Source organism: Idiomarina sp., from assembly GCF_019431395.1.
Classification (GTDB): domain Bacteria; phylum Pseudomonadota; class Gammaproteobacteria; order Enterobacterales; family Alteromonadaceae; genus Idiomarina.
This window is the reverse complement of record NZ_CP080268.1, coordinates 495,043-521,145: the sequence shown is the minus strand read 5'-3', so window position 1 is coordinate 521,145 and position 26,103 is coordinate 495,043. Positions and strand designations below refer to the sequence as shown.

At 48.9% G+C, this 26,103-nt stretch carries 23 protein-coding genes, 1 other RNA gene and 1 pseudogene; 8 read left to right on the top strand and 17 right to left on the bottom strand.

Going from position 1 to position 26,103, the window contains the following annotated elements; all coding sequences use genetic code 11:
* Positions 1–23: 23 nt before the first annotated feature.
* The 5 genes from KZ771_RS02570 to KZ771_RS02550 form a co-directional block, all read right to left on the bottom strand.
* Positions 24–767 (bottom strand): copper resistance protein B, encoded by a 744-nt coding sequence (locus tag KZ771_RS02570; RefSeq protein WP_290654278.1) that lies wholly within the window; start codon positions 765–767, stop codon positions 24–26.
* An 11-nt stretch (positions 768–778) separates the two neighbouring features.
* Positions 779–2,542 carry a copper resistance system multicopper oxidase gene (locus tag KZ771_RS02565; protein ID WP_290654277.1) on the bottom strand — a complete coding sequence of 588 codons (1,764 nt, stop codon included), beginning with the start codon at positions 2,540–2,542 and terminating at the stop codon, positions 779–781.
* Positions 2,532–2,750: a twin-arginine translocase TatA/TatE family subunit gene (gene tatA / locus KZ771_RS02560; RefSeq protein ID WP_290654276.1), complete on the bottom strand. Its 219-nt coding sequence runs from the start codon at positions 2,748–2,750 to the stop codon at positions 2,532–2,534. The genes KZ771_RS02565 and tatA overlap by 11 nt, the downstream gene beginning before the upstream one ends.
* A 2-nt stretch (positions 2,751–2,752) precedes the next feature.
* The gene (locus tag KZ771_RS02555) at positions 2,753–3,244 is read right to left on the bottom strand and encodes a DUF411 domain-containing protein (RefSeq protein WP_100690648.1); all 492 of its coding nucleotides are present in this window, start codon (positions 3,242–3,244) and stop codon (positions 2,753–2,755) included.
* Positions 3,245–3,310: 66 nt separating this feature from the next.
* Entirely contained in the window at positions 3,311–3,655 is a 345-nt protein-coding gene (locus KZ771_RS02550) for a hypothetical protein (RefSeq protein ID WP_290654275.1), read from the bottom strand.
* 75 nt (positions 3,656–3,730) lie between these two features.
* On the opposite strand from KZ771_RS02550, the gene KZ771_RS02545 reads away from it, so the two are divergent.
* The gene (locus KZ771_RS02545) at positions 3,731–3,931 is read left to right on the top strand and encodes a hypothetical protein (protein ID WP_006956255.1); all 201 of its coding nucleotides are present in this window, start codon (positions 3,731–3,733) and stop codon (positions 3,929–3,931) included.
* A 316-nt stretch (positions 3,932–4,247) separates the two neighbouring features.
* Here the strand turns inward: KZ771_RS02545 and KZ771_RS02540 are convergent, their stop codons facing one another.
* The 5 genes from KZ771_RS02540 to KZ771_RS02520 all read right to left on the bottom strand — a co-directional run bounded on the left by KZ771_RS02540 (position 4,248) and on the right by KZ771_RS02520 (position 9,174).
* Entirely contained in the window at positions 4,248–5,471 is a 1,224-nt protein-coding gene (locus tag KZ771_RS02540; protein WP_290654274.1) for an integrase domain-containing protein, read from the bottom strand.
* A gap of 193 nt (positions 5,472–5,664) precedes the next feature.
* Positions 5,665–6,024, bottom strand: a transfer-messenger RNA (tmRNA) gene (gene ssrA / locus KZ771_RS02535).
* Between the two features lie 108 nt (positions 6,025–6,132).
* Positions 6,133–6,786: an isoprenoid biosynthesis glyoxalase ElbB gene (elbB, locus tag KZ771_RS02530; protein ID WP_290654273.1), complete on the bottom strand. Its 654-nt coding sequence runs from the start codon at positions 6,784–6,786 to the stop codon at positions 6,133–6,135.
* Between the two features lie 35 nt (positions 6,787–6,821).
* Positions 6,822–7,943: an NADH:flavin oxidoreductase gene (locus tag KZ771_RS02525; protein ID WP_290654272.1), complete on the bottom strand. Its 1,122-nt coding sequence runs from the start codon at positions 7,941–7,943 to the stop codon at positions 6,822–6,824.
* A gap of 94 nt (positions 7,944–8,037) precedes the next feature.
* The gene (locus KZ771_RS02520; protein ID WP_290654271.1) at positions 8,038–9,174 is read right to left on the bottom strand and encodes a peptidase C39 family protein; all 1,137 of its coding nucleotides are present in this window, start codon (positions 9,172–9,174) and stop codon (positions 8,038–8,040) included.
* Positions 9,175–9,271: 97 nt separating this feature from the next.
* On the opposite strand from KZ771_RS02520, the gene purM reads away from it, so the two are divergent.
* On the top strand, positions 9,272–10,327 hold the full coding sequence (purM, locus tag KZ771_RS02515; protein WP_290654270.1) for a phosphoribosylformylglycinamidine cyclo-ligase: 1,056 nt from the start codon (positions 9,272–9,274) through the stop codon (positions 10,325–10,327).
* A 9-nt stretch (positions 10,328–10,336) separates the two neighbouring features.
* On the top strand, positions 10,337–10,975 hold the full coding sequence (gene purN, locus KZ771_RS02510) for a phosphoribosylglycinamide formyltransferase (protein ID WP_290654269.1): 639 nt from the start codon (positions 10,337–10,339) through the stop codon (positions 10,973–10,975).
* Positions 10,976–11,002: 27 nt separating this feature from the next.
* Here the strand turns inward: purN and KZ771_RS02505 are convergent, their stop codons facing one another.
* Complete coding sequence (locus KZ771_RS02505; protein ID WP_290573287.1) at positions 11,003–11,707, bottom strand: DUF3108 domain-containing protein; 705 nt, start codon at positions 11,705–11,707, stop codon at positions 11,003–11,005.
* Positions 11,708–11,923: 216 nt separating this feature from the next.
* Between KZ771_RS02505 and fadE the strand changes: the two genes are divergently transcribed.
* Positions 11,924–14,377 carry an acyl-CoA dehydrogenase FadE gene (gene fadE / locus KZ771_RS02500; RefSeq protein ID WP_290654268.1) on the top strand — a complete coding sequence of 818 codons (2,454 nt, stop codon included), beginning with the start codon at positions 11,924–11,926 and terminating at the stop codon, positions 14,375–14,377.
* Positions 14,378–14,506: 129 nt separating this feature from the next.
* Complete coding sequence (locus KZ771_RS02495; RefSeq protein ID WP_290573291.1) at positions 14,507–16,078, top strand: AbgT family transporter; 1,572 nt, start codon at positions 14,507–14,509, stop codon at positions 16,076–16,078.
* An 8-nt stretch (positions 16,079–16,086) separates the two neighbouring features.
* Here KZ771_RS02495 and KZ771_RS02490 read toward each other — a convergent pair whose 3' ends face one another.
* The 4 genes and pseudogenes from KZ771_RS02490 to rnhB all read right to left on the bottom strand — a co-directional run bounded on the left by KZ771_RS02490 (position 16,087) and on the right by rnhB (position 20,706).
* Positions 16,087–17,310 carry a multidrug effflux MFS transporter gene (locus KZ771_RS02490; RefSeq protein WP_290573293.1) on the bottom strand — a complete coding sequence of 408 codons (1,224 nt, stop codon included), beginning with the start codon at positions 17,308–17,310 and terminating at the stop codon, positions 16,087–16,089.
* The gene (locus KZ771_RS02485) at positions 17,310–19,100 is read right to left on the bottom strand and encodes a 5'-nucleotidase C-terminal domain-containing protein (protein WP_290654267.1); all 1,791 of its coding nucleotides are present in this window, start codon (positions 19,098–19,100) and stop codon (positions 17,310–17,312) included. The genes KZ771_RS02490 and KZ771_RS02485 overlap by 1 nt, the downstream gene beginning before the upstream one ends.
* A 25-nt stretch (positions 19,101–19,125) precedes the next feature.
* Positions 19,126–20,077 (bottom strand): annotated as a pseudogene (locus KZ771_RS02480) (2-oxoglutarate and iron-dependent oxygenase domain-containing protein).
* A 71-nt stretch (positions 20,078–20,148) separates the two neighbouring features.
* Positions 20,149–20,706, bottom strand: coding sequence for a ribonuclease HII (gene rnhB, locus KZ771_RS02475; RefSeq protein WP_290654266.1), 558 nt, complete (start codon positions 20,704–20,706; stop codon positions 20,149–20,151).
* A gap of 83 nt (positions 20,707–20,789) precedes the next feature.
* Between rnhB and KZ771_RS02470 the strand changes: the two genes are divergently transcribed.
* Both KZ771_RS02470 and KZ771_RS02465 read left to right on the top strand, forming a co-directional pair.
* A complete protein-coding gene (locus tag KZ771_RS02470) occupies positions 20,790–22,361 on the top strand; it encodes an AbgT family transporter (RefSeq protein WP_290654265.1) in 1,572 nt (523 codons plus the stop codon).
* 3 nt (positions 22,362–22,364) lie between these two features.
* Positions 22,365–23,156, top strand: a complete 792-nt coding sequence (locus tag KZ771_RS02465; RefSeq protein WP_290654264.1) for an SDR family oxidoreductase — start codon at positions 22,365–22,367, stop codon at positions 23,154–23,156.
* Here KZ771_RS02465 and KZ771_RS02460 read toward each other — a convergent pair.
* Both KZ771_RS02460 and KZ771_RS02455 read right to left on the bottom strand, forming a co-directional pair.
* Positions 23,153–24,448, bottom strand: a complete 1,296-nt coding sequence (locus KZ771_RS02460; protein WP_290654263.1) for a PAS domain-containing methyl-accepting chemotaxis protein — start codon at positions 24,446–24,448, stop codon at positions 23,153–23,155. The two genes, KZ771_RS02465 and KZ771_RS02460, sit on opposite strands and share 4 nt — an antisense overlap.
* 111 nt (positions 24,449–24,559) lie before the next feature.
* The gene (locus KZ771_RS02455; protein WP_290654262.1) at positions 24,560–24,964 is read right to left on the bottom strand and encodes a VOC family protein; all 405 of its coding nucleotides are present in this window, start codon (positions 24,962–24,964) and stop codon (positions 24,560–24,562) included.
* A 110-nt stretch (positions 24,965–25,074) separates the two neighbouring features.
* Here KZ771_RS02455 and KZ771_RS02450 point away from each other — a divergent pair, with 110 nt between their 5' ends.
* Positions 25,075–25,983, top strand: coding sequence for a DMT family transporter (locus KZ771_RS02450; protein WP_290572512.1), 909 nt, complete (start codon positions 25,075–25,077; stop codon positions 25,981–25,983).
* Positions 25,984–26,103: the final 120 nt, after the last annotated feature.

Genomic DNA, 26,103 nt, shown 5'->3' with positions numbered 1-26,103 from the left:
GTTTCCTCTTTGTTTATTATCAATTAAAACCAAACTCTGGCCCCAAGGACCACGCCTGTTTCTGTGGTGTCCTCACCCATTCGTTTCATTTCATCTGCCGTGTTGCCTAACGCGCCGTTCCAATAAACACCAATGTAGGGTGCAAACTCACGACTGATTTCGTGACGATAACGCAACCCCACACGCAAGTTGCTCAAGCCACTTTGCCGTTCATATTTGTCTGAATCTGTCAGGTTGGCTGTTAACTCAATGCGAGGTTGTAAGTACGAGGTTTGTGTTAACTGCCACTCGTACTCGGTTTCGCTAACAAATTGGACATCGCCTTCTTCGTTCATCATCAAAGAATTATCCATTTCAAACCAGTACGGCGCCAAACCCATAAAACTTAAGACCGCATAGTTTTCCATCGAGGCATCCGACGATAAGGTACCTCGCGTACCAATACCGGCCTGAAACGACCAAAACGGAGACACCAAGTATCCATACAGCAGTTCGGCACTTTCCAAGTCAGTGGGCTCACCGTCGTCTTGAACATTCTCCCCTTCACTCTTGAAAACAGCTCGGTGATAGTCACCGCCATACCAAGCCATCATGTCCCAGACGGCTAGGTTCTCTTCCTCGTTGGTTCGCGTTAACTCCAACCGATCGAACAGTACTTGCCCGGTGTAATATTCTTTGACGGGTTCAGGCCAGTCCTCTTTCGCATGTCCGGCGACTGCTAAACCTGGCAACAACGCCGCACCCACTAATAATGATTTACCGTACATAATTGTCCTCCTTATGCGACATTGACCACACGGAACATACCCGCTTTCATGTGATACAACAGGTGACAGTGGAACGCCCAACTACCCGGCGCGTCTGCCGTTATCAATAACGACACTTTTTCGCTCGGCTTCAGGCTAATCGTATGTTTGCGTGGGCGTGGATACTGTCCGTTTTCAAGTTCCATCCACATACCGTGTAGGTGTATGGGGTGGTCCATCATCGTATCGTTTACCATCACCAACCTCAGTCGTTCTCCATGATGAAACTGAACCGGGCCATCCACTTCGGTAAACTTCTTCCCGTCGAAAGACCACATGTAACGCTCCATATTACCCGTTAAGTGCAGCTCTATCTGTCGTTCGGGCTCCCGCGTATCCGGCCATTCATGCGCGCCGACCAAGTCGGTATACACTAAGACTTTATGATCAACGTCTTCCAATCCAATCCCGGGTTCATGCAAACGGCTTACCGGGTTTGTAGCAATCATAGCCGCCCCGGCGCCATGTCCGGACTCACGGTGTTTGATTTTAATGTTTTCGACCGGGAGCTCTTTTTTGTGTGTCATTTTATGCGTCATATGGCTGTTATTGCCGCCCATATGCTTCATATTCATGCTATTCCCTTTCATATCACCGGACATCGCCATCGCTCCCATGCCCATAGCGGCCATGCCTCGCTCAGGAACTTGCCGTAGTTCAGGCACTTCAGCCTCAAGACCAAGTTCCGGCGTTAATGTACCTCTGACATAACCACTTCGATCAAAGCTCTCAGCATAAATAGTGTAAGGCTTGTTTTGCTTAGGCTGGACAATTACATCGTAGGTTTCCGCCACACCAATGCGGAACTCGTCAACTGGCACTGGCTTCACAGGCTGCCCGTCAGCGGCCACTACCGTCATTTCCAACCCAGGGATCCTCACATCGAAATAACTCATTGCCGAACCATTAATGATACGCAGGCGTACTTTTTCACCAGGCTTAAACAATGCTGACCAGTTCATCTGTGAATCGCGGCCATTCATCAGGTAGGTATAAGTACTGCCCGTCACATCCGCAATATCACGGGGGCTCATTCGCATTTGCCCCCACATTTCTCGTTGCTTCCAGGTTTTCTCTAACCCTTGCTGTCGCACGTCCTCGAAGGTCTCAAATATCGTACGTTTTTGATAGTTATAGTACCCCTCCGCAACTTTCAAGTTACGAAACACGGTATCCGGATCTTCGAATGTCCAGTCGCTGAGAATAATGGTATGTTCTCGATCAGCACCAATGTCTCCGTCTTTCGGTTCAATCACTAACGGCCCCAGGTGTCCCAATTGCTCCTGCAAACCGGAATGGCTGTGATACCAATAAGTTCCGTTTTGCTCGACATCGTAGCGGTATTTGAACGTTCGTCCTGGCTTTATCCCTTCGAAAGATACGCCAGGCACGCCATCCATATTCTCCGGCAATATAATTCCGTGCCAGTGAATTGACGTGTCTTCCGACAACCGGTTAGTCACATTTAGCTTTGCTCGCTGCCCTTCTTTTAAACGAATCAAAGGGCCCGGCATTTGGCCATTGATGGTTATTGGTGCTCCTACTTTATTTCCCACGAGCAGTGGGGACTTTGCAATGGTCAGATCAATCTCATCGTTTGTCAGGATCTGATCTTTAAAACTGCGTCCCTGAGGAGCAGCCCAAGTTGGGGCTACTTTGGCGATTGCTAAAGCAGACGCCACAGTGAATGCAGATTTAATAAACTTTCGACGCCCTTTGTTAAACTCATTGCTCATTATGACGCTCCTCTTTTGAGGTTAAATTTTGATAACGTTGAACGTCCTGTTCCTTATCAGACGGCTCATCAGAAACCGATGATTTAAACCCTTTAATCGCACTACCAAGATCGGAGCCCAGGGTTCGTAGCTTTTTGCTACCAAAAAGAAGGATGACAATAACTAGTAAAATTCCTAGCTGAACCATACTCAAGCCGCCAAAACCCATATCTAAAGCCCTCCATTTGAGAGTGCTTGCTGCTGCTCTAAACTTGCTATCTGCTTATAAGGTGTAATTGAACCGTCCTCTTTGATTTCATAGACCGTATACGGTTGAAACCGAGTACCCATTTCCATACCAACAGACCCTACCGGCATGCCAGGAACAGTTAATCCAATGCCATTGGCTGACTTTTTCCCAGCTAAATAATGAGAAACCAATGTAGGAGGAACGTGCCCCTCAAAGACATAGCCATTACTAGAAATAGCGGTATGACAGGATTGGACCTCGGCACTAATACCGGAGTCACGTTTTCGTTGGGTCAGGTTGTTCGGATGTTGTACGGACACACTAAAGCTATCGGGTAAAGCTTGTAACCACTTTTCACAGCAACCGCAGTTGGGATCTTTTAGAACGGTTAGTTGCTGCTCTTCTACATCGGTTGCAGATACAGACACGGAAAATAGCATCGCCAAAACAGCGATATTGCGTTTGATAGACATAATTATTCACCGATTAATAAGTTTTAAGGAAACACGCCGAGCGTGTGTTAAATTTCTAGTAACTTATTAAGCGGTAATTATTGGGGGACGGAATAAATTAGACGCGTGTTTAGCACGAATGGAGGTGTCAACGGGCGCATCGACTTTGGCAGAGAGATTAACTGCAGTGGCATTAACCGAAGAAGACTGTCCGACAAACAAAACCGAGCCGCCGGAGCAATGCCGAATGGTCATGTCAGCACAGCACGAGTTATGCTTTTGCGCCTCATGTTCACAATCGCTTGCGTCTGCTTCCTGCATCATGCTGTGCTGCATTTGGCTGTTATCATGGCATGCGTGAGCATCTGCCGTTTGCGAAAACGACATCGACACCAATAGCACTGTCATTAATAACAGAATTCGAATTAGCACGAGCACCCTGCTTTTTGCAATTTAATAAACTTTAGTCTAACGTCATTTTTACGCATGTCAAATAAGGAGCAGATAATGATGAATCACGAAATGTTCGCAGGTATGGGCTTTCTATGGATGCTGATTGTGGGAGCTATTTTTATTGTTCCCGCATGGCGTATCTGCCAACGAGTTGGCTACCCTGGTCCATTGGGTCTTCTGATTGTTATCCCTATCGCAAATATCATTCTTCTTTACTTTATAGCGTTCGGCCCATGGAAAAATGTTGATAAATAGCTAATTCACTTTAACCAAAGCAACAAGTATAGCTTTTCATCTCTGATCAGAAGCACGAATTTATTTGCCACTACACGTTCACAAGTTGCAGACCACTATAGCTATGTTCAACGTGTTAAGCGAGTATTGGGCATAGCCAAAAAGTTAAAAGATTCATTTGTGAAAAAGCTTTCAATCAAAAAACTAAAGCTGAAGTTTTAGTAACAAGGTAAGTAACACGCTTGAATCTTAATATTTTTTATCCACTATAAAACAATAAGTTATTAGATCTTATCGATTCCGCCTCCGAGCTAAAAAACAGCAGACACCTTCTAAGTTAAAAGCTGCCGGCATCTTTTCTAAAAGCCTCATCCAAATACCCCCCCCACCACTGCATCAATTCACGGCGACGCTCAAGGTAATCCGCACGGTTATAAGCACTTCGCACTTGGTTAGGATCACCATGCGCCAGCGCTGATTCGATCAGGTCAGGATCTTTGCCCTCCTCGTTCATAATGGTGCTGGCTAAAGCCCTCAAACCATGGCTAACGAGTTTATCCTGGTAACCCATACGTCTTAACGCCATATTGGCTGTTTGGCTGTTAATGGACGTTTGTGGCTTTCGCAGTGAGATAAATATATGTTCGTATTGATCGCTTACGCTCTTCATGTCCTCCAGCACCCTCAATGCCTGTTCACACAGTGGAACTGTGTGCTGGCGACGCTTTTTCATCCGTTCAGCCGGAATCAACCAATTAGCTTGGCCGTCATCAAGCCATTGGATCTCACTCCATTTAGCGCCAGCAGCCTCAGATGGCCTGGTCATTGTTAGTAACTGCCATTTAATAACCTGCCGAGTAATATACGTAACGTTGGTTTCATGGAGCTTTCTTAGGAAGTCAGGGAGCTCTTTTGCGGTAATTGTCGGTAAATGCTGCTTCTTGGGCTTCTTGAAAGCAGATTTGATGGCAGCGATTGGATTTCCAGTAATTAATTTTTTAATGACAGCGTAATTCATTATCTCGTTTAACCGCTGAATTACACGTTTAACGGTTTCCAACCGCCCTGTTTTCTCAACCGGTCGTAATACATCAATGACCGTTTGAGCACTTATCTGGCTAACCGGCGTTTCACCTAAACGGTTAAATACATGTAGCTCTAACGATCGCCAAATATCATCAGCGTAGTCAGCAGTCACCTCACTTTTTTTGACCTCGAACCATTCTTCAGCAACTTTTCTCAAAGTCGCGTTCTCTGAGTAGCGTTGTGCCGCTCTTTCTTCCTCTCTGGCAAGCTTAGGGTCTACCCCTTCAGCAACTTGGCTTCTAGCAGCTTCTGTGAGCTCACGGGCTTTTTTAAGGCTCATATCGGGGTAGCTACCCAGCCCCATATTCACGCGCTTCTTTGTCGTCGGGTGAATGTAATTGAAGTTCCAAAGCTTAGAACCATTCACTCTCACTCGCAGCTGTAAGCCTTTCCCATCGGACTTAACGTAGTCCTTGTCTTTAGGTTTGAGTTGTCTGACGGCTGTATCCGTGAGCCCAATAGTAGAGCACGCCATAAGCATATCTCCCTTCGATGTATTCCAAAGAGTTTACCCAAAATCGCTTGGAATACAAATTGGAATACTAAAAACTCAGGCTGGGGCTGGTTTTCTTGGGATAAGCTGGGAAAGCAAACGCCTATGAAAACCTTATTTTACGTGGCTTATAAAGAAAAAAGGGGATGTCGTGAGACATCCCCTTTTATGGAATTGGTGGAGCTGGCGGGAGTTGAACCCGCGTCCGCAATACCTACATCCTCGGTCCTACATGCTTATTCAGTCTTTTTATTAACCAGCATGACGCCGACTGACAGGCTTCAACTACTGGCGAGTCCGATTGAGTTTAACGCTTCAGCTCCGGACAAAGCATCCACGCGAGTCTATCTTAGGTCGAGCCGTCCTGATCCAGTCTCGTAGACAAAGCGCTGGGGGACGGGCTTAGCGGGTTATTAAGCCGCTAGAGCGTAGTTGTCGTCGTTTGCAACTATAAAGTTGAGGCTTTTTACGAGGCCAGCCTCACCTCGGCATGCACCTTGGGTTTCGTGTATCCCGTCGAATCCTGATCAGCCCCAAAGTTTTCTGTCAGTTCTTAATGACGTGATGTTGTTACTATACCTGAGACACCGTTTAAGCGCTATAAGTTCCGCACTTAAACGGTTATTTATTACCCGATAGCGACTTATGCGGCCATATACAGCACTTTTTCGACCAATTTACTGATACCAGCTTCGGCATCCGGTAAATTTTCGGCCAGCATATAAGCCGGTGTGGTCACCAAACGGTGATTATCATCGACCACGATATCGCGTACATCACAGTCCACGTGTTCGCCGCCCATTTTATTAATGGCGGCGGCAACATCCGCGTCGTTACCCACGGTCACACGCACGCCCTGACCGTATATGTACGGCAACATGACCGGTGCAATACACAAATAGCCTGCCGGTTTACGGGCGTCTTTAAAGGCTTTTCCGACGTGCTCAACTTGCTCGTTCAGCATCATTTGGTCGCCTTTAAAAGCGAAGTCACAAAAGTTTTTCGCAACACCAAACCCGCCGGGTACGATTAGCGCATCGAATTCACTCACGTTAAGTTCGCTTAACGGCTTAACGTCACCACGAGCGATGCGAGCCGCTTCTTGTAAAACGTTGCGCTTTTCGCTGCTTTCCTCACCGCTTAAGTGATTAATCACCTGAGTCTGTTGCGTATCTGGTGCAAAACACTGATACGAAGCGCCCTGCTTGCTAATATGCAGGAGTGTTAACACCGCTTCATTCACTTCGGCGCCATCAAATACGCCTGAACCTGCTAATAACACTGCTACGTTTTTCATCACAATACCCTTTTGATTCGTATCCTTTTATGTACTTAGTCCGCTTCGATGTGCTTGTCGTGCTCATCGCGCCACTTCCATTCGTTTTCCAGTGTGGCGGTTGGCTGCAGCATCGCAAACTCCAAATCCTCAATGGTTTCGCCGTCTTTCAAGCGCTTAGGCATATCAGGATTAGCCAACGCTTTCTTGCCCAACGCCAGCAACGCATTGGGATAATGCGCGGCAATATGCTCATAGTTACTTTCGTCGATACCGCCATTTACGATTAACGGGATATCGCTAAATTCCTGCACGATTTCAGCCAGCGTCTTGTTGCTACCGCCTTTAAATGGCTTACGGCTAACCTCTGTGTCTGTGGTATGAATATAGTCGATGCCGGCTTCTTTCAAGGCCTTAACCAGCTTTATCATGGCGTCTTCCCCTTCCGACCACTGATAATCCGGATCGGTGACGGTAATCTGGCTGAGTCGAATACCGACAATAAAGTTGTCACCTTTAGCCGCGTCTTTACAAGCCTTAGCGACCATCGCCACAAATTTTAACCGGTGGCCAATGTCACCGCTCCACTGGTCACCGCGCTGATTAAAATGTTCGCTTAAAAATTCATTCAACAGATAACCATTAGCCGCGTGCAGCTCGACACCATCAAAGCCGGCTTCTTCCGCCCGGTTAACAGAGCCGACAAAACCCTGCATCACTGCATCAAAGTCGCTTTCATCCATCGCTTTGGGTGTTTTCCAGCCGTCGCTTTCACCGTATAATGCCAGCGGTTCGCCTTTGGGTTTTACTTCGCTCGGCGCGATCGGCGTATCCGTGTATTCGTTGTGTTGAAACTGTGCGCCGGCATGCATTAATTGCATAATGAATTTGGCGCCGTGCTTGTGCACGCGCTCAACGACTTGCTTCCAGGCATCGGTTTGCGGTGCATCAGTAATGCCCGGCTGGTTAACATAGCCCTGACTTGCCTGGCGGTCGGTATACACGCCTTCGCTGATAATCAGCGGCCAACCGCCCTCAGCAAAGCGCGCATAATAGTCACCCATCAACTCGGTAGGTTTACCCTTGCTGTCAGCGCTGGTGCGCGTCATTGGTGCCACCACAAAACGGTTACCTAGTTTATGACCTTTTAACTCGAAATCATCAAATGCAGAGCTCATTCTTCAATCCTTATACCATCGCTATTGTTATATGCCCATAAGCATAGCTGTTGTGATGGGTTACGCTTAAATCAAGCGGTTTTGATCACTTTGCTCACTTAATCGCCTGTAAAACCACCGCTGCTTTTTGCTTACGACCACCGTAGCCAAAAGCCTTGTTAAAGGTAGTGATGGGTATAGGCAGATACTGTCGCTGGGTCGATGACTCCCAGGGCAAGGTATCGTAATCGGGATCGTTGATATAAACGAAGTCGTCGTCTGCCGCACAAATCAGCACCCAATGCGGTGCCCGCACACCATCAAACTGATAGGTTGATATCAGTGCCATAACCAATGCGCCATTGGCGAGGTCTTCTTTTAGCAGTTCGAGCGTGTAATCCCGCACATTAATCGGCACGCCCTGTGCCTGCAAAAAGTTCATGTCCGCGGCCTGAATACGCTGCATAACATCTTTTTTTTGCACTTGCCGAACGGACTCAATAAATAGTGGACTATCGGTGTTCACCTCGACTCGTGCCGACAACCCACGATGATAAGCCGCCCGGGCCAAACCATGCGGGCCACAGCCTCCATGTCCGGAGGTCATGTAAATGGTGGTCGCTTCACGCCAGATTTCTAATTCTTCCGCGGCGGGGTCAGTACTTGGCCGATCAAAATAATCCATAGCCATCAGCAAGCTAGCCGGGCCACAGGTAAATTCAGTAGTTTGCGTTAACATGGGAACATATTCATCGGTAGCGCCGACGCCGCTGTCATCGCCCAACTCGTAACGCGGCAATAGTTTTTGCATGACCAGTGCGTCGGTCGACTGACCGCTACTGGGGGGATAATAGGCTTCACGCAATTCTATCAAGCGAAATCCCTCGCCACGGAATAGCTGCTCGGCGCGCTGGTTAGATGTAGCTATTTCTGTGCGTAAAAACAAGCAATGGCGTTCATCGGCCAAGTGCTCCGCCCACTGCAAAAGTTTTTGACCATAACCCATGCCTTGTACTGCAGGTGCCAACACCAGCGCATACAAGCGGGCAAGATTGGTGCTGTTGCGGTACAACAATACCGTGTAACCCTGCACCTTTTCATTAGCATCAACAGCAACGTAAAAGTCAGCGCTGGGCGCATCAATAAAGCGTCGAAAGCTACGCCGGCTAATCGCATCATCAGGAAACGTACCCTGTTCCAGTGCAACAACGGCGTCAAGGTGCGAAACTTGGGCGGGAATAAAGTTAATCAAGGCACAATCCCTAAAATGAAACCGGTTTTACAGTACCTTTTTTACCACATTTCGTGCTAAACTTGCGCGCAAATTTTGAGCCTGTTAAGGAATTTTCGTGAGCGATAACAAACCCTCTCTAAGCTACAAAGACGCAGGCGTCGATATTGACGCTGGTAACGCCCTGGTTGACCGTATCAAAGGGGTCACAAAACGGACGGCGCGCCCTGAAGTGATGGGGAGCATTGGTGGTTTTGGCGCGCTTTGCGAACTGCCCGAAGGCTACAAAAAACCGGTATTGGTATCCGGCACAGATGGCGTTGGTACTAAGCTCCGCCTGGCGATTGACTTAAAACAGCATCGCGGTGTGGGTATCGACCTGGTCGCTATGTGCGTTAACGATTTAATCGTACAAGGTGCAGAACCGCTATTTTTCCTTGATTATTACGCTACCGGCAAACTTGATGTCGATGTAGCCGCTGACGTTGTCACCGGTATTGGCGATGGCTGCGAACAATCAGGCTGCGCACTTATCGGCGGTGAGACGGCGGAGATGCCGGGCATGTACGAGCACGGTGATTACGATTTAGCCGGCTTCTGTGTTGGCGTGGTCGAAAAAGAAGACATTATCGATGGCTCAAAAGTTGCCGAAGGCGACGCGCTGATCGCGCTGGCCTCCAGCGGCCCGCACTCTAACGGCTATTCTCTGATCCGCAAAATTATTGAAGTCAGCGGTGCTGATTTAGAATCAGACTTGCACGGCCGTACACTGGCTCAGCACTTGCTTGAACCAACGCGTATCTACGTTAAATCGGTGCTTGAATTAATAAAACAGGTGCCGGTGCACGCGCTATCACACATAACCGGCGGCGGTTTCTGGGAGAATATCCCACGAGTTTTGCCAACCGGTGCTAAAGCGGTAATCGATGGTAACAGCTGGGACTGGCCGGTCATTTTTGACTGGTTAAAAGAGAACGGTAACGTCAGCATGAAAGAGATGTACCGCACCTTTAACTGTGGCGTAGGCATGGTCATTGCGGTTCCGCAGGAGCATGCTGAGCGCGCCGTTGAAGTGCTGACCGCGGCCGGCGAAACTGCCTGGAACATTGGTCATATTGCCAACGCCGATGATGCCGACGAGCAGGTTGAAATTCTGGCTGACGAGACTCGTTAAGGCGCTTTGATGAAACGTATTGTAGTTCTGATTTCGGGAACCGGCTCTAATATGCTGGCTATTCAGCAGGCCTGCGAAGAAGGCCGTATTGCCGGGCAGATCGTTGCAGTTATTGCCAATAAGGCATCGGCAAAGGGTCTGGAAAAAGCCGCTGCTAAAGGTATTGATACAGAAGTGCTGTCGCACAAGGCGTTTGCAAGCCGCGAAGCCTATGACGCAGAACTTAATGTCCTGATCGACAGCTATCAACCTGATTTAGTCGTATTGGCCGGCTTTATGCGTATTCTGACCGGAGAATTTACCCGCCATTATGAAGGCCGCATGCTGAATATTCACCCGTCTTTGCTACCTAAGTATAAAGGTGTCAACACGCACCAGCGGGCGCTGGATGCGGGCGATAAAGAGCATGGTGTAAGTGTACATTTTGTTACCGAAGAGCTTGATGGCGGACCGGTTGTACTGCAAGCCAAAGTGCCGGTGTTTGATGGTGACACGGTTGATGATTTGCAGGCGCGTGTGCATGAACAGGAACACCGTATTTACCCGCTAGTGGTTAATTGGTTCTGTCAGCAACGACTTAAACTTGAAGGCGGCCGCGCGACACTCGACGGTCAGCCATTAGGTGAACACGGCTACGCGGCAGATTAATAATGTAGCTTGCGCCTGAGGCGCAAGTTATCTATTCAATTTTTCCAACGTCATGGTGGCTTGTTCGTCACCCTCTTTGAATTGCTGCATTTTCACCAGCAGGTAGTCGAGTTCGGGTGCGAACCAAAAATAGGTTTGGCGCCGGTTATTTTCGCGTACCCTTTCGACTTTTACCGTATCTAACTGACCGTATGGCGTGCTGATCTGCTCTTCGCCAAGCACCGCAAAGCGGTATTCATCCGCTTGTCCTTTTTCATCGATAATGTCATACACGTAGGGCGCATTATCGGCTGCCACGTCTAAACGTAGTTTTTCAATTACGCTGGCTTCGTCATATAGCGCCCCCTGCCAATCGATGTCGACCAGCCGCCCGCTATCAACATTCTTTACTTCCTGCTCATCAGCATCAAAACTGGCATGAAACGATTTATCAGACCCTGTACCTGTGCGCATGTATAAAAACTCGATCGGATCAAAACGCTGGTGTTCTTCATTATAGGTAAACACCGAGCGGGTCTCGCGAACGTCAGACAAAATAAACCAGGAGATATCGGTTTTACCCCGCAGCTGCCATTCACCATTGGGCGAGGTTTCGAGCATCCTGTAGCCTTCGCCGTAGTCACTGCCACCACGAGTTACTTTGTAATGGGCTTCGTACGGGGCCAGTTTAACCGGCTCCGCGACAGCGGCGATTGCGGTAAGCGCTAAAAACATCGTTAACGCTAGTTTCATTGAATACTCCTTATCGATTGCGCTCGCGCAAAATGCGCGAGTTACATGCTTGAGGGCTCTCGGGCACGATGCGCGAGTTACATAGCATGCAAAGTACAGTTTCCACTCAATCTGACCATTATTTCAAACGCTTGTTCAATTTTCACTTGAAATTGCAATCCGTCTGATCTACTTTGCACGTATTACTGGTCAGACCTCTAAAAATCGGAGAAAGCTATGAGTGTCGCACTGTGGATCATCGCAACGTTAGTTGTTGCCGGTGTATTAGTATACAAACGAACCAGCCTGATGGCGTTTAGCCTGGGCATGGTCGTCATGTTCGCCATTGGTGGACTGTTTGACATTGTTGGCCCCGTTTTGTGGATCCTGTTGGCGATTGCCCTGGTACCGCTTAACGTAACATCAATTCGTCAAAACTTCCTGACCAAGCCCATTCTTAAGGCTTACCGCAAAGTTATGCCAGAAATGTCTGACACCGAGCGTGATGCCTTAGAAGCAGGTACCGTTTGGTGGGATGGTGATTTATTCAGCGGTGCCCCCGACTGGAAAAAACTATTAAACGTACCTAAAGCAGAACTCAGCGCAGAAGAAAAAGCGTTTTTAGACGGTCCGTGTGAAGAAGTTTGCAAAATGCTGGACGACTGGGAAGTCACGCACGAACTGACCGATATGCCCGAAGACGTCTGGCAGTATCTGAAGGACAATAAGTTCTTCGCCATGATCATTAAAAAAGAATACGGCGGTCTGGAGTTTTCTGCTTACGCGCAATCGCGTGTGCTGCAGAAGCTAGCCGGCGTAAGCACCGTACTGGCATCAACCGTTGGTGTACCTAACTCATTAGGTCCGGGCGAGTTGCTGCAACACTATGGTACTAAAGAACAGCAAGACCATTACTTGCCGCGCTTGGCCAGTGGCGACGAAATCCCGTGTTTCGCGCTGACTAGCCCGGAAGCAGGTTCTGACGCGGGCGCTATTCCTGATTCAGGCGTGGTCTGTAGAGGCGAATGGAACGGCGAAGAAATCGTCGGCATCAAACTGAATTTTAATAAGCGCTACATTACCCTTGCACCTGTAGCTACTGTTCTGGGTTTAGCATTCAAGATGTACGACCCGGATGGCTTGTTAGGTGAAACCAAGGAATTAGGCATAACTTGTGCGCTAATTCCGCGTGATACCGATGGCGTAGAAATTGGCCGTCGCCACTTCCCGCTAAACGTACCATTCCAGAATGGTCCAATCCGCGGTAACGACGTGTTTGTACCACTGGATTACATCATTGGTGGCGCTAAAAATGCCGGTAAAGGCTGGCGCATGCTGGTTGAATGTTTGTCAGTCGGCCGTTCAATTACGTTGCCTTCTAACAGTGCCGGTGGCATCAAGCAAATGGCCCTGGCTACAGGTGCCTATGCCCGCATTCGCCGCCAGTTCAAACTGCCTATCGGTAAAATGGAAGGCGTAGAAGAGCCAATGGCTCGCATCGGCGGTAACGCGTACTTGATGGACGCCGTTACAACACTTTCTACCAAAGGTATTGATTTAGGCGAGAAACCCGGTGTTATCGGCGCTATTGCCAAATACCACATGACCGAGAAACTGCGTGCTTGCATGGATGATGCGATGGATGTACACGGTGGTAAAGGTATTTGTTTAGGTCCGAATAACTATCTGGGTCGCGGTTATCAGGGGATACCTGTTGCGATTACCGTTGAGGGTGCAAACATCCTGACTCGTAATATGATGATCTATGGTCAGGGTGCAATCCGTTGCCATCCATTCGTATTAAAAGAGATGGAAGCGTCAGCTAAAGACGGTTCTGCAGCACTTGCCGAGTTTGATGAAGCAGTATTCGGCCACATCGGTTTTGCAGCCAGTAACTTTGTTCGCTCATTATTTTACGGCTTTGGCGGTTATCGTCTGAGTACCGTACCGGGCGGCAACGCAACTAAGCGTTACTTCCAGCAAATGAACCGCTTTAGTGCCAACCTGGCGTTGTTGTCAGATGTTGCAATGGGCGTGCTGGGCGGCAGTCTTAAGCGTAAAGAGCGTATTTCTGCTCGTTTAGGTGACATGCTGAGCTACCTGTATATCGGTTCTGCAGTTCTGAAGCGCTTTGAAGACCAGGGTCGTTTAAAAGATGACGAGCCACTGATGCATTGGGCAATGCAGGATACCCTGTATAAATTACAGGAAGCACAATTAGCGATGCTCGATAACTTCGGTGGTGTTGGTAGCGCGATGCGCGCCATTATGTTCCCGTTAGGTCGCATTGCTAAGCGTCCAAGCGATAAAAATGACCATAAGATTGCGCGTATGCTGATGGAACCGGGTGAAACCCGTTCACGTCTGGGCGAAGGCCAGTTCTTAAGCGCTGAAGGCCACTTTGGCTTCTTAGAGCAGACCTTGCAGGACATGATTGCCTGTGAGCCTCTGCACAGCAAAATCTGTAAAGCAGCCGGCGAGCGCTTTACCTTTACGCAGCTTGATGCATTAGCGGATCGCGGTCTGGAACTGGGCGTTATCAGCGATGACGAAGCGGAGCTATTGCGTCGCACCGAAGTCGGACGCCTGCGTACCATTAACGTTGACGACTTTGATCCGGCCGATTTACTGGCTGGTCAGGCAGCGTTTGATTACGCACTTAAAAATCTAGCTAAGGGCGAAGCTGCATAAGCTACGCGTAAAAATTAGCCAATTTAAAAAGCACCTTTCGAGGTGCTTTTTTTATGCGGTTTTTTTAGCAATAAAAGTTCGGTAGAATCGAGCGCTGATTTTTAAATTATTATAACAAGAGTCGTCTTTATGCAGTCTTCGAATAACAGTTACGACGATACCAGCAAACGCGGTTGGTTTACCCGCTTTCTTGATGGTGTTGAATGGTTAGGTAACCTCCTGCCCCACCCGATTACGCTTTTTGCCATGTTCTGTGTGTTCATCATTATCGCCAGTGGCATCGCGGCCTACTTTGGCGTTAGTGCAATTGACCCGCGCGATGGCGAAACCGTGATCGAAGCGGTCAGCCTGATGACCGCCGAGGGTGTGCAAAAGATGGTGACAAATTTAGTCACTAACTTTACCGGCTTCACGCCACTAGGCACGGTGTTGGTGGCATTACTGGGTGTGGGTGTCGCCGAGCGCTCCGGGCTTATTTCAGCTGCCATGCGTGGCCTGGTAATGAAGGCACCGCCACAATTGATTACGGTTACCGTAGTGTTCGCCGGTGTTATCTCGAATACCGCCTCAGAGCTTGGCTACGTCGTTTTAGTGCCGTTAGCTGCGATGATATTTTACGGCCTTGGACGTCACCCATTGGCCGGACTTGCGGCAGCCTTCGCCGGGGTCTCTGCCGGTTACAGCGCTAACTTGTTAATTGGTACTGTCGATCCGCTGCTTTCCGGTATCACCGCCGAGGCCGCACGTATCATCGACCCCGAATACAGCGTCGGCGCTGAAGCAAACTGGTACTTTATGATGGTGAGTACCTTTTTAATTGCCATTTTGGGCGCGCTGATTACCGATAAAATCGTTGAGCCCAAACTGGGCAAGTACAACGATGAAGAGGCCTCTATAGACTTATCCGATCAATCATCGATGGATCCGCTCTCTAAACAAGAGAAAAAGGGCCTGATATACGCCGGTATTAGCGTACTGATCATCAGCGCCATTTTGGCTTTAACTGTTGTGCCTGAATGGGGCATTCTGCGCCACCCGGAAACCGGTGAGGTTAAAGGTTCGCCCTTCTTAAAAGGCGTGGTCGTTTATATTTTCTTCTTCTTTGCGATTCCTGGTTTTGTCTACGGCCGGGCAGTTGAAACCATGAAAAATGACCGCGATGTCATTGATGCCATGTCGCACAGCATGAGTACCATGGGCATGTATATCGTGCTGGTATTCTTCGCTGCGCAGTTTGTTAACTTCTTTAAGTGGACTAACTTTGGCACCATCTTTGCCATTAACGGCGCCGAATTCCTTACCAATATGGGATTAACCGGACCGTTGCTGTTTGTTTTCTTCATTATGATTTGCGGTTTCGTTAACCTCATGCTGGGCTCGGCTTCGGCACAATGGGCTATTACCGCGCCTATCTTCGTACCTATGCTGATGTTGGTCGGTTACGCACCGGAAGTTATCCAGGCGGCTTATCGTATCGGTGATTCAGTAACTAATGTTATTACGCCAATGATGAGCTATTTTGGCCTGATATTAGCCGTTGCCGCCCGTTATAAGAAAGATTTGGGGATTGGAACGCTGATCGCGATGATGCTGCCCTACTCGATTATTTTCTTTATCGGTTGGACTATTCTGTTCTTTATTTGGGTATTTGCCCTGGGTATGCCGGTTGGCCCCGAAGCGCCAACCTACTATACGCCCTAATTCATCGATTATGCGCCGGCTTCGGCCGGCGCCTCGGGTCTACGCATAATCGTGTAACAAGCGACGGCAACTAACCCCGCGCCACTGATCACCCAGGCCATGGCATAATCACTGAAGCTACTCACGTAATTAACGCCCATCGATACCAGCCCCGCAATCAGAAACTGCAAACTACCGGTTACTGCAGATGCCGAACCCGCCCGCTCCTGGTGATTTGTCAGCGCACCTGCCATGGCGTTAGGGAACACCAATCCGAGCGTCGAAATATAGGCAAACAAAGGAATTAACACGCCCCACAGTGGCGCCTGCAACAATGCCGCAATACCCATACTAACCGATACCATGGCCAGTAACGGCAACGACACATTCAGTATTTTGCGTGACGCATAACGTTTAAGTAACCAGCCATTGAGTTGCGCAAAACCGATAATGCCGATGGCGTTAGCACCAAATAGCCAGCTATAAAGCGTGGGGCTTAAGCCAAACACTTCGATAAATAGCATCGGTGAGCCCGTGATATAAGCAAACAATCCCGACTGTGCAATGCCGCCGGTTAGCGAGTAGCGTAAAAACTCGCGATCTTTAAAAACCTGCCAGTAAGTTTTGCCGCTATGCCGCATGCGCACGTCATAACGACGCCCGCGAGTTTCCGGTAAGGTCAGGTGAATAGTGAACGCACAGGCCACACCCAGTGCAGCGACAATCCAAAATAGCGCGCGCCAGCCCATAAACTCAGTAACATACGCGCCGAATAAGGGCGCTAGTATAGGTGCTACACCCATGACTAAAATAAGAAACGAGAATACCCGCGCCGATGCTTGCGGTGTATACAGATCCCGCACCACGGCCCGGGCAATTACGATACCCGCACAGGCACCGATAGCCTGGAAAAAGCGCATCGCGATCAACCATTCAATATTAGGCGCCCAGGCACACGCAATTGAGGTAACGACATAAATCGCCAGCCCTACGTATAACGGCTTTTTACGACCGAACTTGTCGGTGGCTGTACCATACAGTAATTGCCCAATGAACAGCCCAAAAAAGAACGCCGTTAGTGATAATTCCACACCATGCGTATCGGTCGCGTAGTCTTCGGCTATGGCGGTGAATGCCGGCAGGTACATGTCAATCGATAAGGGTGCGAACGCCGTTAACAGCGCCAGCACCACGACAATAAAGTCAAATCGGGCGTTATCTGAAGGAGTGACAGGCTCGTAAGAACGAGCCATTAGTTATTCTCGGTATTTTTATTGACCGGCACATAAGATTGCGTGGCAAAGTCCTCAGGCCGTTCCAGCACCTTTAGTTCGCGTGCATAATTGGCCATTGCTTTGGCGTAATCGATACCAGTATTGGTTGCCCGGCCGCGTTCAGCCAGATTATAAAAGGTTTCGTAACCGTCCTGTCCGCCAGCGATAAAACTATTAGTGACAACGACATAGTTTTCGCGTGGACGCACTGGCTGCCAGTCATCTAATTCTTTATTCCAAACCTGCAGGTTAGCTACGCGATCGCCGAAGTTCTTCGTTAAGTCGACACTATAACGGATACCCGCGCCATAAGGATAAGCACGCGTCGAACCGCCATCCGAAACCGAATAAGCAATGCCCTCTTCCATCACCTGCTTGAGCTCAGAACCGGTGATGTCGATTTTTACCAGGGTGTTGGCAAACGGCAACAGACTGAATGCATCACCACGGGTAAAGTCGCCCGCTTCGATATCACCACGAATACTGCCACCATTATTTAACGCAAAGTCAGCTTCCGGTACTGCATGTAAAAAAGCTTCTGCGGTTAGACGGTGAGCGCCCGAACTCAGAATGTCGGCACATCCCGGTCGCCGTGGTAGATCAATTTCCTGGTTACAAATAAGTTCAGGAACGTCCGCCAGTACCTCCGCAGAAAAGGTCTCAACCTTCTGCTGGTAGCGTTCCAATAAACGTTGTAGCTCCGGCGCTGGCTCTACCATGCTGAACACACCACTTTCGCGCAACGCATTTTTAACTGGGTTGAGGGTGGTCACCACACCTTCGGCCGGGCTAATATCAGACCCCAACAAAAAGTGGGGGCGGCCACCGCATTGTGCTATGTCATCGCCGCTAAACTCCACCTGCAGTTCGCCAACCACCTGTGAATATTGATACGCGTGCGCTAAACATACCGGAGTGCCATCTGCATTAGTCAACTCGGTAGGATATGGGCCGGCAGACTGAAGTCCGAAATCATTAAAGTCCCCAAGCAAGGTGTGAGAGTCGCCGCCGATAACGATATCGACTGCCGGCAGCTGACCAATCAAATCGATATCACGCTGGTATTGAATGTGGGATAACAGGATAATCTTCTCGACACCCTGAGCCTGCAGCGCCGAAATTGCCCGGCGGGTTGCCGTTAATTCATCCTCAAACTGAGTCGTTTCGTCCGGCTGAGATGACTTCTTGGTTTTAGTTGCAATGGTTAACCCGACAATACCAATCGATTCCCCACCCCGTTGTAACACCGTATACGGCGAGAATGAGTCAGTCATCGAGGTTGGCTTTAACGGTGACACGCCCAATTCAGGCTTCACATTCGCCGACAGCTTCGCAGTAGGGCATGCAGGTGTTCCCAATTGCTCCAAAAAGGTCTTCAGCCCTTTGTCGCCGTTATCAAATTCATGATTACCAATAGTAAAGGCATCAAAACACACCTGATTCATCATCACCGCATCGGGTTCGCTGCCAAACAGAGTAAAGAACAAGCTTCCTGTTATCGCATCCCCCGCATGCAGTGTTAGTACATGCTCGTTTTGCTGACGTAAGGCATCGATTTGTGCCGCCACCCGCGGGAAACCTCCACTTTGCACTTGCCAGTCCTGGCCGCCCCAACTTAGCGTCCGGGTTTTGGGCGCTAAATTGGAGTGATGGTCATTAACGTGCAACACCGTCAATTGAAAATTTTCCGGAGGCTGTGGCGCTTGTGTTGCGCACCCTGCCAATAATGCAAATGCTGCAGCAACCGCTGCCAGGCGACCTAAAGCCATGCTTAACGTCCTATGCGTTGTATTCTTAATTATCTTTAACTAAGCCGATTTCGCGTAAACGTTCCATCAGGTAATCATCTGCGGTTATCGGCTCGTCACGTTGTGGATTATCTTCGGTAATACAGGTAGATAACGGTGTAATCATGACATCCGGATTAAAATGCAGGAAAAACGGAATCGAATACCGTGACTTAGCGTTATAAGGAGCCGGCGGATTAACGACTCTGTGTGTGGTCGAACGCAATACGTGATTGGTCATGCGTTGCAACATATCACCGACATTACAGATAATAGCACCCTCAATAATAGTGACCGGCACCCAGGTACCATCTTTGGCCAATACTTCCAGCCCCGGCTCGCGTGAGCCCACCAATAACGTTAACACGTTAATGTCTTCGTGTGCGCCGGCGCGAACCGATGGTGTGCCTTCGTCAATAATCGGCGGATAATGCAGTGGCCGTAAAATCGAGTTGCCGTTGTTCACTTTATCGCGGAAGAAATCGCGTGGCTGCCCCAAAAAAACCCGCAATGGCATCCAGTACCTTATTACCCAACTTATCCAGCTCGCGATAAACCGCCGTCATGTCGCGTTTAAATTCCGGTAACTCTTGCGGCCAAACATTGGGCAACAGTTGCGGGTATTTCGGTTCGCCCTCGACTTCGCGGCCAACATGCCAGAACTCTTTTAAGTCGACATGCTTGGCGTCTTTAGCTATCTCAGTACCAAATGGCGTGTACCCCCGGGCGCCGCCCTGACCGGGACGATGATATTGCTTTTTAACGTCCTCAGGCAAAGCAAACAAATCGCGACAGGTGTCTAGCGCGCGATCAATCAGATCGGGATCCACACCATGTTGCGTCAAGGCAATAAAACCATATTGCTCGTAACCATTACCGACCGCTTTTGTAAACGCATCAAAGTTTTCATCGTATTGGCGCATATCCACGTGAGGGATTGAATGAGAGGCAGACTGCATGCGGTTTTCCATTGCTTAATTAATCGTAAAAATGTATCAGTATTTTATGCTTTTATCGGCTTTTTCACAAGTCAGGGTAGCAGTTCACGCACTGGTCTAAAGCTCTTGCGGTGAATGGGACATGGCCCGTGTTGTTTGAGTAACTCGATATGCTTAGCCGTGCCGTAGGCTTTGTGCTTGTCAAACTCATATTGGGGATAACGCTGGTGCCACTCAATCATTTGCCGGTCACGTTCGACTTTCGCCAGAATTGACGCCGCAGCGATACATTGTTCGCTGGCATCACCACCAACAATAGCCTCTGCCGGCACCTTTAATTGCGGTACGCGGTTGCCATCAACTAACACTTTGCTCGGCTGCACCGGTAAGGCTTCGACCGCCCGCGTCATCGCATTCATTGATGCCCAAAGAATGTTGATACGGTCAATTTCTTCAACATCTGCCTGTGCGATGGCCCAGTAAAGTGCTTTGTCTTTAATTTCGGCACTTAATCGATTGCGCTTTTTTTCGCTCAGTTTCTTCGAGTCATTCAGCCCTTCGATGGGATTTTCCGGGTCTAAAATTACTGCTGCCGCAACCACCGGACCGGCAATCGGTCCCCGACCCGCTTCATCGGTGCCACAAATCATGCATTCTCTCTTGGTTAGTCAGTTAAATAATGGTTATGATACCTGTTGAATCGAACATTATATAATAACAACCAGAGGTTCTCATGGCAGATTCTCCGCAACCGGATCGCGAGGCAATGGAAGAGCCGCGTGGGTTGCTAAACCGACTGCTAGACGGCGTCGAACGTGTCGGCAACAAACTCCCTGACCCAGCCGTCATGTTCTTCGGCTTACTGTTAATTGTTTGGGTCATGTCGTGGATATTTTCCAGTGTCTCGTTTGACGAAAAACACCCGTTAACCGGCGAAGCCATTAACGTTGTTAACCTGTTAAGTGGCACCGAAATGGCCGACTTTTTGGCCAATATGGTCGATACCTTTATGGGCTTTGCGCCGTTAGGGGTGGTGTTAGTTGCCATGTTAGGTGTCGGCGTCGCCGAGCGTTCCGGGTATATCAACGTTGCTATCAAATTGATGCTAAACGTGACTCCTAAAATGCTGCTAACACCGGTACTGATTTTGGTTGCGATTGTCAGCCATACAGCGGTGGACGCCGGTTATGTGTTGGTTATTCCGTTAGGTGGGGTTATCTTCTACGCTGCCGGGCGTCATCCTTTGGCCGGTATTGCTGCGGCGTTTGCGGGCGTATCCGGTGGTTTCAGTGCCAACTTTGTGCCGTCAGCCATCGACCCGTTATTGCAGGGTTTCACCCAAACGGCAGCGCAGTTAATTGATGCGGACATGCAGTTAAACCCGTTAAATAACTACTTTTTTACCGCCGCCTCATCTATTTTAGTGATTGCGGTGGGTTGGTTCCTTACCGATAGAGTGGTTGAACCGCGCTTACGCGGAACCGAGCTGGATGGTGATCAGGAAGAAATGCCGGCACTTGACGATGTCACGCCGCGCGACCGCAAAGCCTTTTACGCCGCCTCGGCAACTATGGTTGTGGGCTTAGTGCTGTTGTACTTTACCGCAACCATGGAAAACTCACCATTAGCCGATCCGGTAACGGGCGAGCTAGCCTCGTTTGCGGCACCGTTAATGGGCATGATCGTACCATTGATTTTCTTATTGTTTATTATTCCCGGTATCGTCCACGGCTACGTCTCTGGTAACTTCACGAATTCACAGGATGTTATCGGATCAATGACCAAATCGATGGAAGGTATGGCCTACTATATGGTCATGGCGTTCTTCTGTGCCATGTTCATCAAGGCTTTCGGCGACTCACAGCTGGGCACCCTGATATCAGTAAAAGGCGCAAACTTCCTCGCCAGTCTTGAATTGTCCGGTGGTGTCACCATGGTCGGCATGATCATGCTGGTCGCCTTCATTAATTTGTTTGTTGGCTCAGCATCGGCCAAGTGGGCCTTAATTTCACCCATTTTTGTTCCCATGCTGATGCAGCTGGGGTATTCACCTGACCTTACTCAAGCTGCGTATCGCGTCGGTGATTCAAGCAGTAATATCATTACGCCGCTACTCCCCTACTTCCCGCTGGTTGTTTTATATTGTCAGCGCTACGTTAAAGGCACCGGTATCGGTACCCTGGTGGCGATGATGTTGCCATTTACGGTATCACTATTGGTACTCTGGTCAGCCTTCCTGATTGTTTACTGGACACTGGGTATACCGCTAGGTTTCCAGGCCAGCTACAGCTACCCGGCGGGTTAATCAATGACCGCCATAAAGGATAAAACCATCTGGCTAACCGGTGCTTCTTCGGGTATCGGTTTAGCCTTGGCTAAACAACTGGCTGACGCGGGCGCGGCATTGATTCTGACATCGCGACGCGAACAGCAACTGGAAGAGTTGCGTCAGGCACTGCCTAATAGCGAAAAACATCGCGTACTGGCGCTGGATTTAGCGCAACCCGAAACCGCGCAAGCAGCCGCCGAACAGGCATTAGCTGATACGCCGGTCGACATCCTCATCAACAATGCCGGCGTATCACAACGCAGCAAAGCGTTGGATACCGACTTATCCGTTTATCGCCAACTGATGGAAATTGATTATTTTGGTGTTGTCGCACTTAACCAGGTGGTGATGCCTAAAATGATTGAGCAAGGGGCCGGTCACATTGTTACCGTTGCCAGTGTCGCGGGTAAAGTCGGTAGCAAGTTACGCAGTGGTTATTCTGGCGCTAAGTTTGCGGTAGTAGGCTACATGGATTGTTTGCGCGCCGAAATGGCCGAACACAATGTGCAGGTCACCAGTATTTTGCCGGGTTTTGTGAATACACAGATTGCTATCAATGCACTACAAGCGGACGGCAAACAACAAGGTCATAACGACCCTGAAATTGAGCAAGGCATCAGTGCCGACGAATGCGCCGCGGGTATTATCCAAGCAATCCAGGCCGATAAAGCCGAAGCGATTATTGGTAAAGGATTAAGCGCATTAGCACCAACACTAAAACGCTTTTTTCCGGGATTGGTCAGGCGGATTACCGCCAAACGCGAAGGCTAGCTTAAGCGGCTGACGGCATCCACAACGTCAGTCGCGCCTTGATCAATCTCATTCATAATGGCGTGCACTTTACCAACCTGCTCTTTGCTCATTAGCGCCTGTTCCTGTATCACATCGATTTGTTGCGAAACCGCGTTAGAGACTTCAGTGCTCTGCTGCATAACCTTCGATATACCCGAGGTAGCCTCTGTCGTACGATTGGCTAAGTTGCGAACCTCGTCAGCAACCACCGCAAACCCACGACCATGTTCACCCGCCCTAGCGGCTTCAATAGCCGCATTCAAGGCTAATAGATTAGTCTGGTCGGCTAATCCATTAATGGTTTTAACAATGTCTTCGATGCTGTCAGCTTGGCCTTGTAGCCGCTCAATCACCGCATCAGCTTTTGCGCTTTCTTCTGCGATACGCATAGAAGTTGCGACCGATTGCTGAATTTTATCAAGGCCGTCTTTAACAATCATAGCCGTTTGCAACGAGGTACTATGAGCAATCTCTGCCGCCACCGTCGTTTTATCTGCCCGCTCAACGCCATCAGTGACATCACTCGCAAATTTAATCACTTTAACCACTTCACCCAAGTCATTGAAAATAGGGTTATAGGTTGCCTCTAGCCAAATCGCCTGACCATTTTTATCAAAACGCTTAAACTGACCTGTTTTGTATTCACCTGCCGCTAACTCCGCCCAAAAGTCAGGATATTGCCCATAAAAATCATCATCACAAAATATTTTATGATGAGCACCACGAATATCGTCTAATTGGTAACCTACGGCATTAAGAAAATGCTCGTTCGCCCAAACAATTTGCCCATCTGGTGTGAACTCTATGGTCGCCATCGAACGTTGTATCGCTTCACTAATGGCTCGTTGATGCTCAAGCGCTTTCACCTCATCAGTAACGTCTTTGGCTATTTTGGTGATTGACTCAACCCGGCCCTGGGCGTTGAGAACCGGAAAATAACTCGCCTCTAGCCAAATTTCATTACCGTTCGCTGTCAGCCGCTGGAACCGGCCATGATGTGAGTTACCAGCCGCTAGATGACGCCAAAACTCTTTGTATGCTGGCGAGCTAATATAGGATTCGGTGCAAAACAAACGATGGTGTTTAGCAACAATATCATCAAACTCATAGCCCATTGTCGCCAAAAAGATGCGATTGGCATTAATAATATTTCCATCCGGGGTGAAATCTATGCGTGCGATGTTGTTATCAATCGCTTTGACCAACTGTTGATAGCTGGCAAGTTGTTGTTGCGTTTGTTGTAGCTCAGTGCGGACTTTATTACAGAGCATAAGCAGTCGTTTTCCTGTTGTAGAACCAATTCGATAATTTTTGATATTACGTTCAAAAATAATGAACTGATCATATACTCTGCAAAATCTTTAAGCTATATCTTTTGTTGATTACTTATACTTTGGATTGTAGGTGATCTCCCACAAGTGGCCGTCAGGATCTTTAAAGTAGGCACCGTAGCAGCCCCAGGGTTGCCAGTGCGGTGATTTCAACAGCTCTGCACCCGCTTGCTCTGCTGCGCTTGCCAACTCATCGACTTGTTCTTGTCTCGAAACATTGTGGCTCAGCATATGTCCAATACCTTTGGGCGTGATACCGAGTTGATTAGCCAAACTCCGACGCGGCCAAATCGCCAGTTTCAGGTTGTCATTAAGGTTAAAGAACGCCACTTGAGTATCCGTATTGACATCCCCCACAATACCTTGGGTGGGCAAACCCAAGCCATCACGATAAAAACTAACCGCCCGCACTAGGTCATCGGTTATCAGCGTAATCACGCTAAGGGTTGGTTGCATAACAGCTCCCCGTTTTTCCTTAACCATAACAATTTTAAATACGCATAAACGCACTATTTGCGTTATGCTCCGCGCTACCTGAATGATTTTAACGGTTGCGAGGAGCCATTGTGTCACTAACTGCCAATGACAAAAAAGCCGTCGGCTACGCACTCACCGCGGTATTGCTTTGGTCCACCGTGGCAACCGCCTTTAAAATCACCCTAAATTACTTAACCCCGCTGCAAATGGTCACCGCAGCAACTGCGGTATCTTTTGCTATTTTGTTTACTATTGCGTTAATCCGCGGCAAACAGTCACTGATATTACTCGAACTGCGCCGAATGCCGTTATATTATTTGTTAGTAGGCGCAATTAATCCGGTACTCTATTACCTGGTGCTATTCGAAGCCTATTCACTGTTACCCGCATCCGAAGCCCAGCCGCTAAATTACACCTGGGCAATCGCACTCACCTTTATGGCTGCCATCATATTAAAGCAGCCGATTCGTAAACGCGACTGGGCAGCAAGCGCGCTCGGCTATTTAGGCGTACTGGTCATTGCCACCCGTGGCGATGTACTCGGGTTAAGCTTTTCTAATCCAATCGGTGTGTTTTGGGCGCTGTTATCAACATTTTTGTGGGCCGCCTACTGGATCATCAATACCAAACGTAACGCCGAGTCCATCGTTCAGTTAGTGCTGGCATTTGGCCTTGCACTACCATTTTTAATAATCTGGAGCTTCATTAGCAGCGATTGGTCAAACATCCCCTGGCAAGGCTGGGTGGCAGTCACCTACGTTGGTTTGTTCGAAATGGGTATCACTTTCCTGTTCTGGATGATGGCCATGAAAACAGCCACCAACACCTCGCTTATCAGCAATCTGATATTCCTGTCACCATTCGTCTCGCTGCTACTCCTAAACCAAATCCTCGGCGAAACCATCTACCCCAGCACCATCACCGGCCTCATCCTCATCATCACCGGCCTGATCCTGCAACGCCTGCGCTTTGGACGTGAGCGTAGCGCTAGCCGGTGAGCATGCTGTCATTGGATTTGGTGCTGCGAGGCTCACTAGCGGGCTTTGTCCTGTTATCGGGCAGGGAATTCAAAGGGACGCTGCAAGTACATCCCTGTACGCTTGTTTCCGGGCATCCAT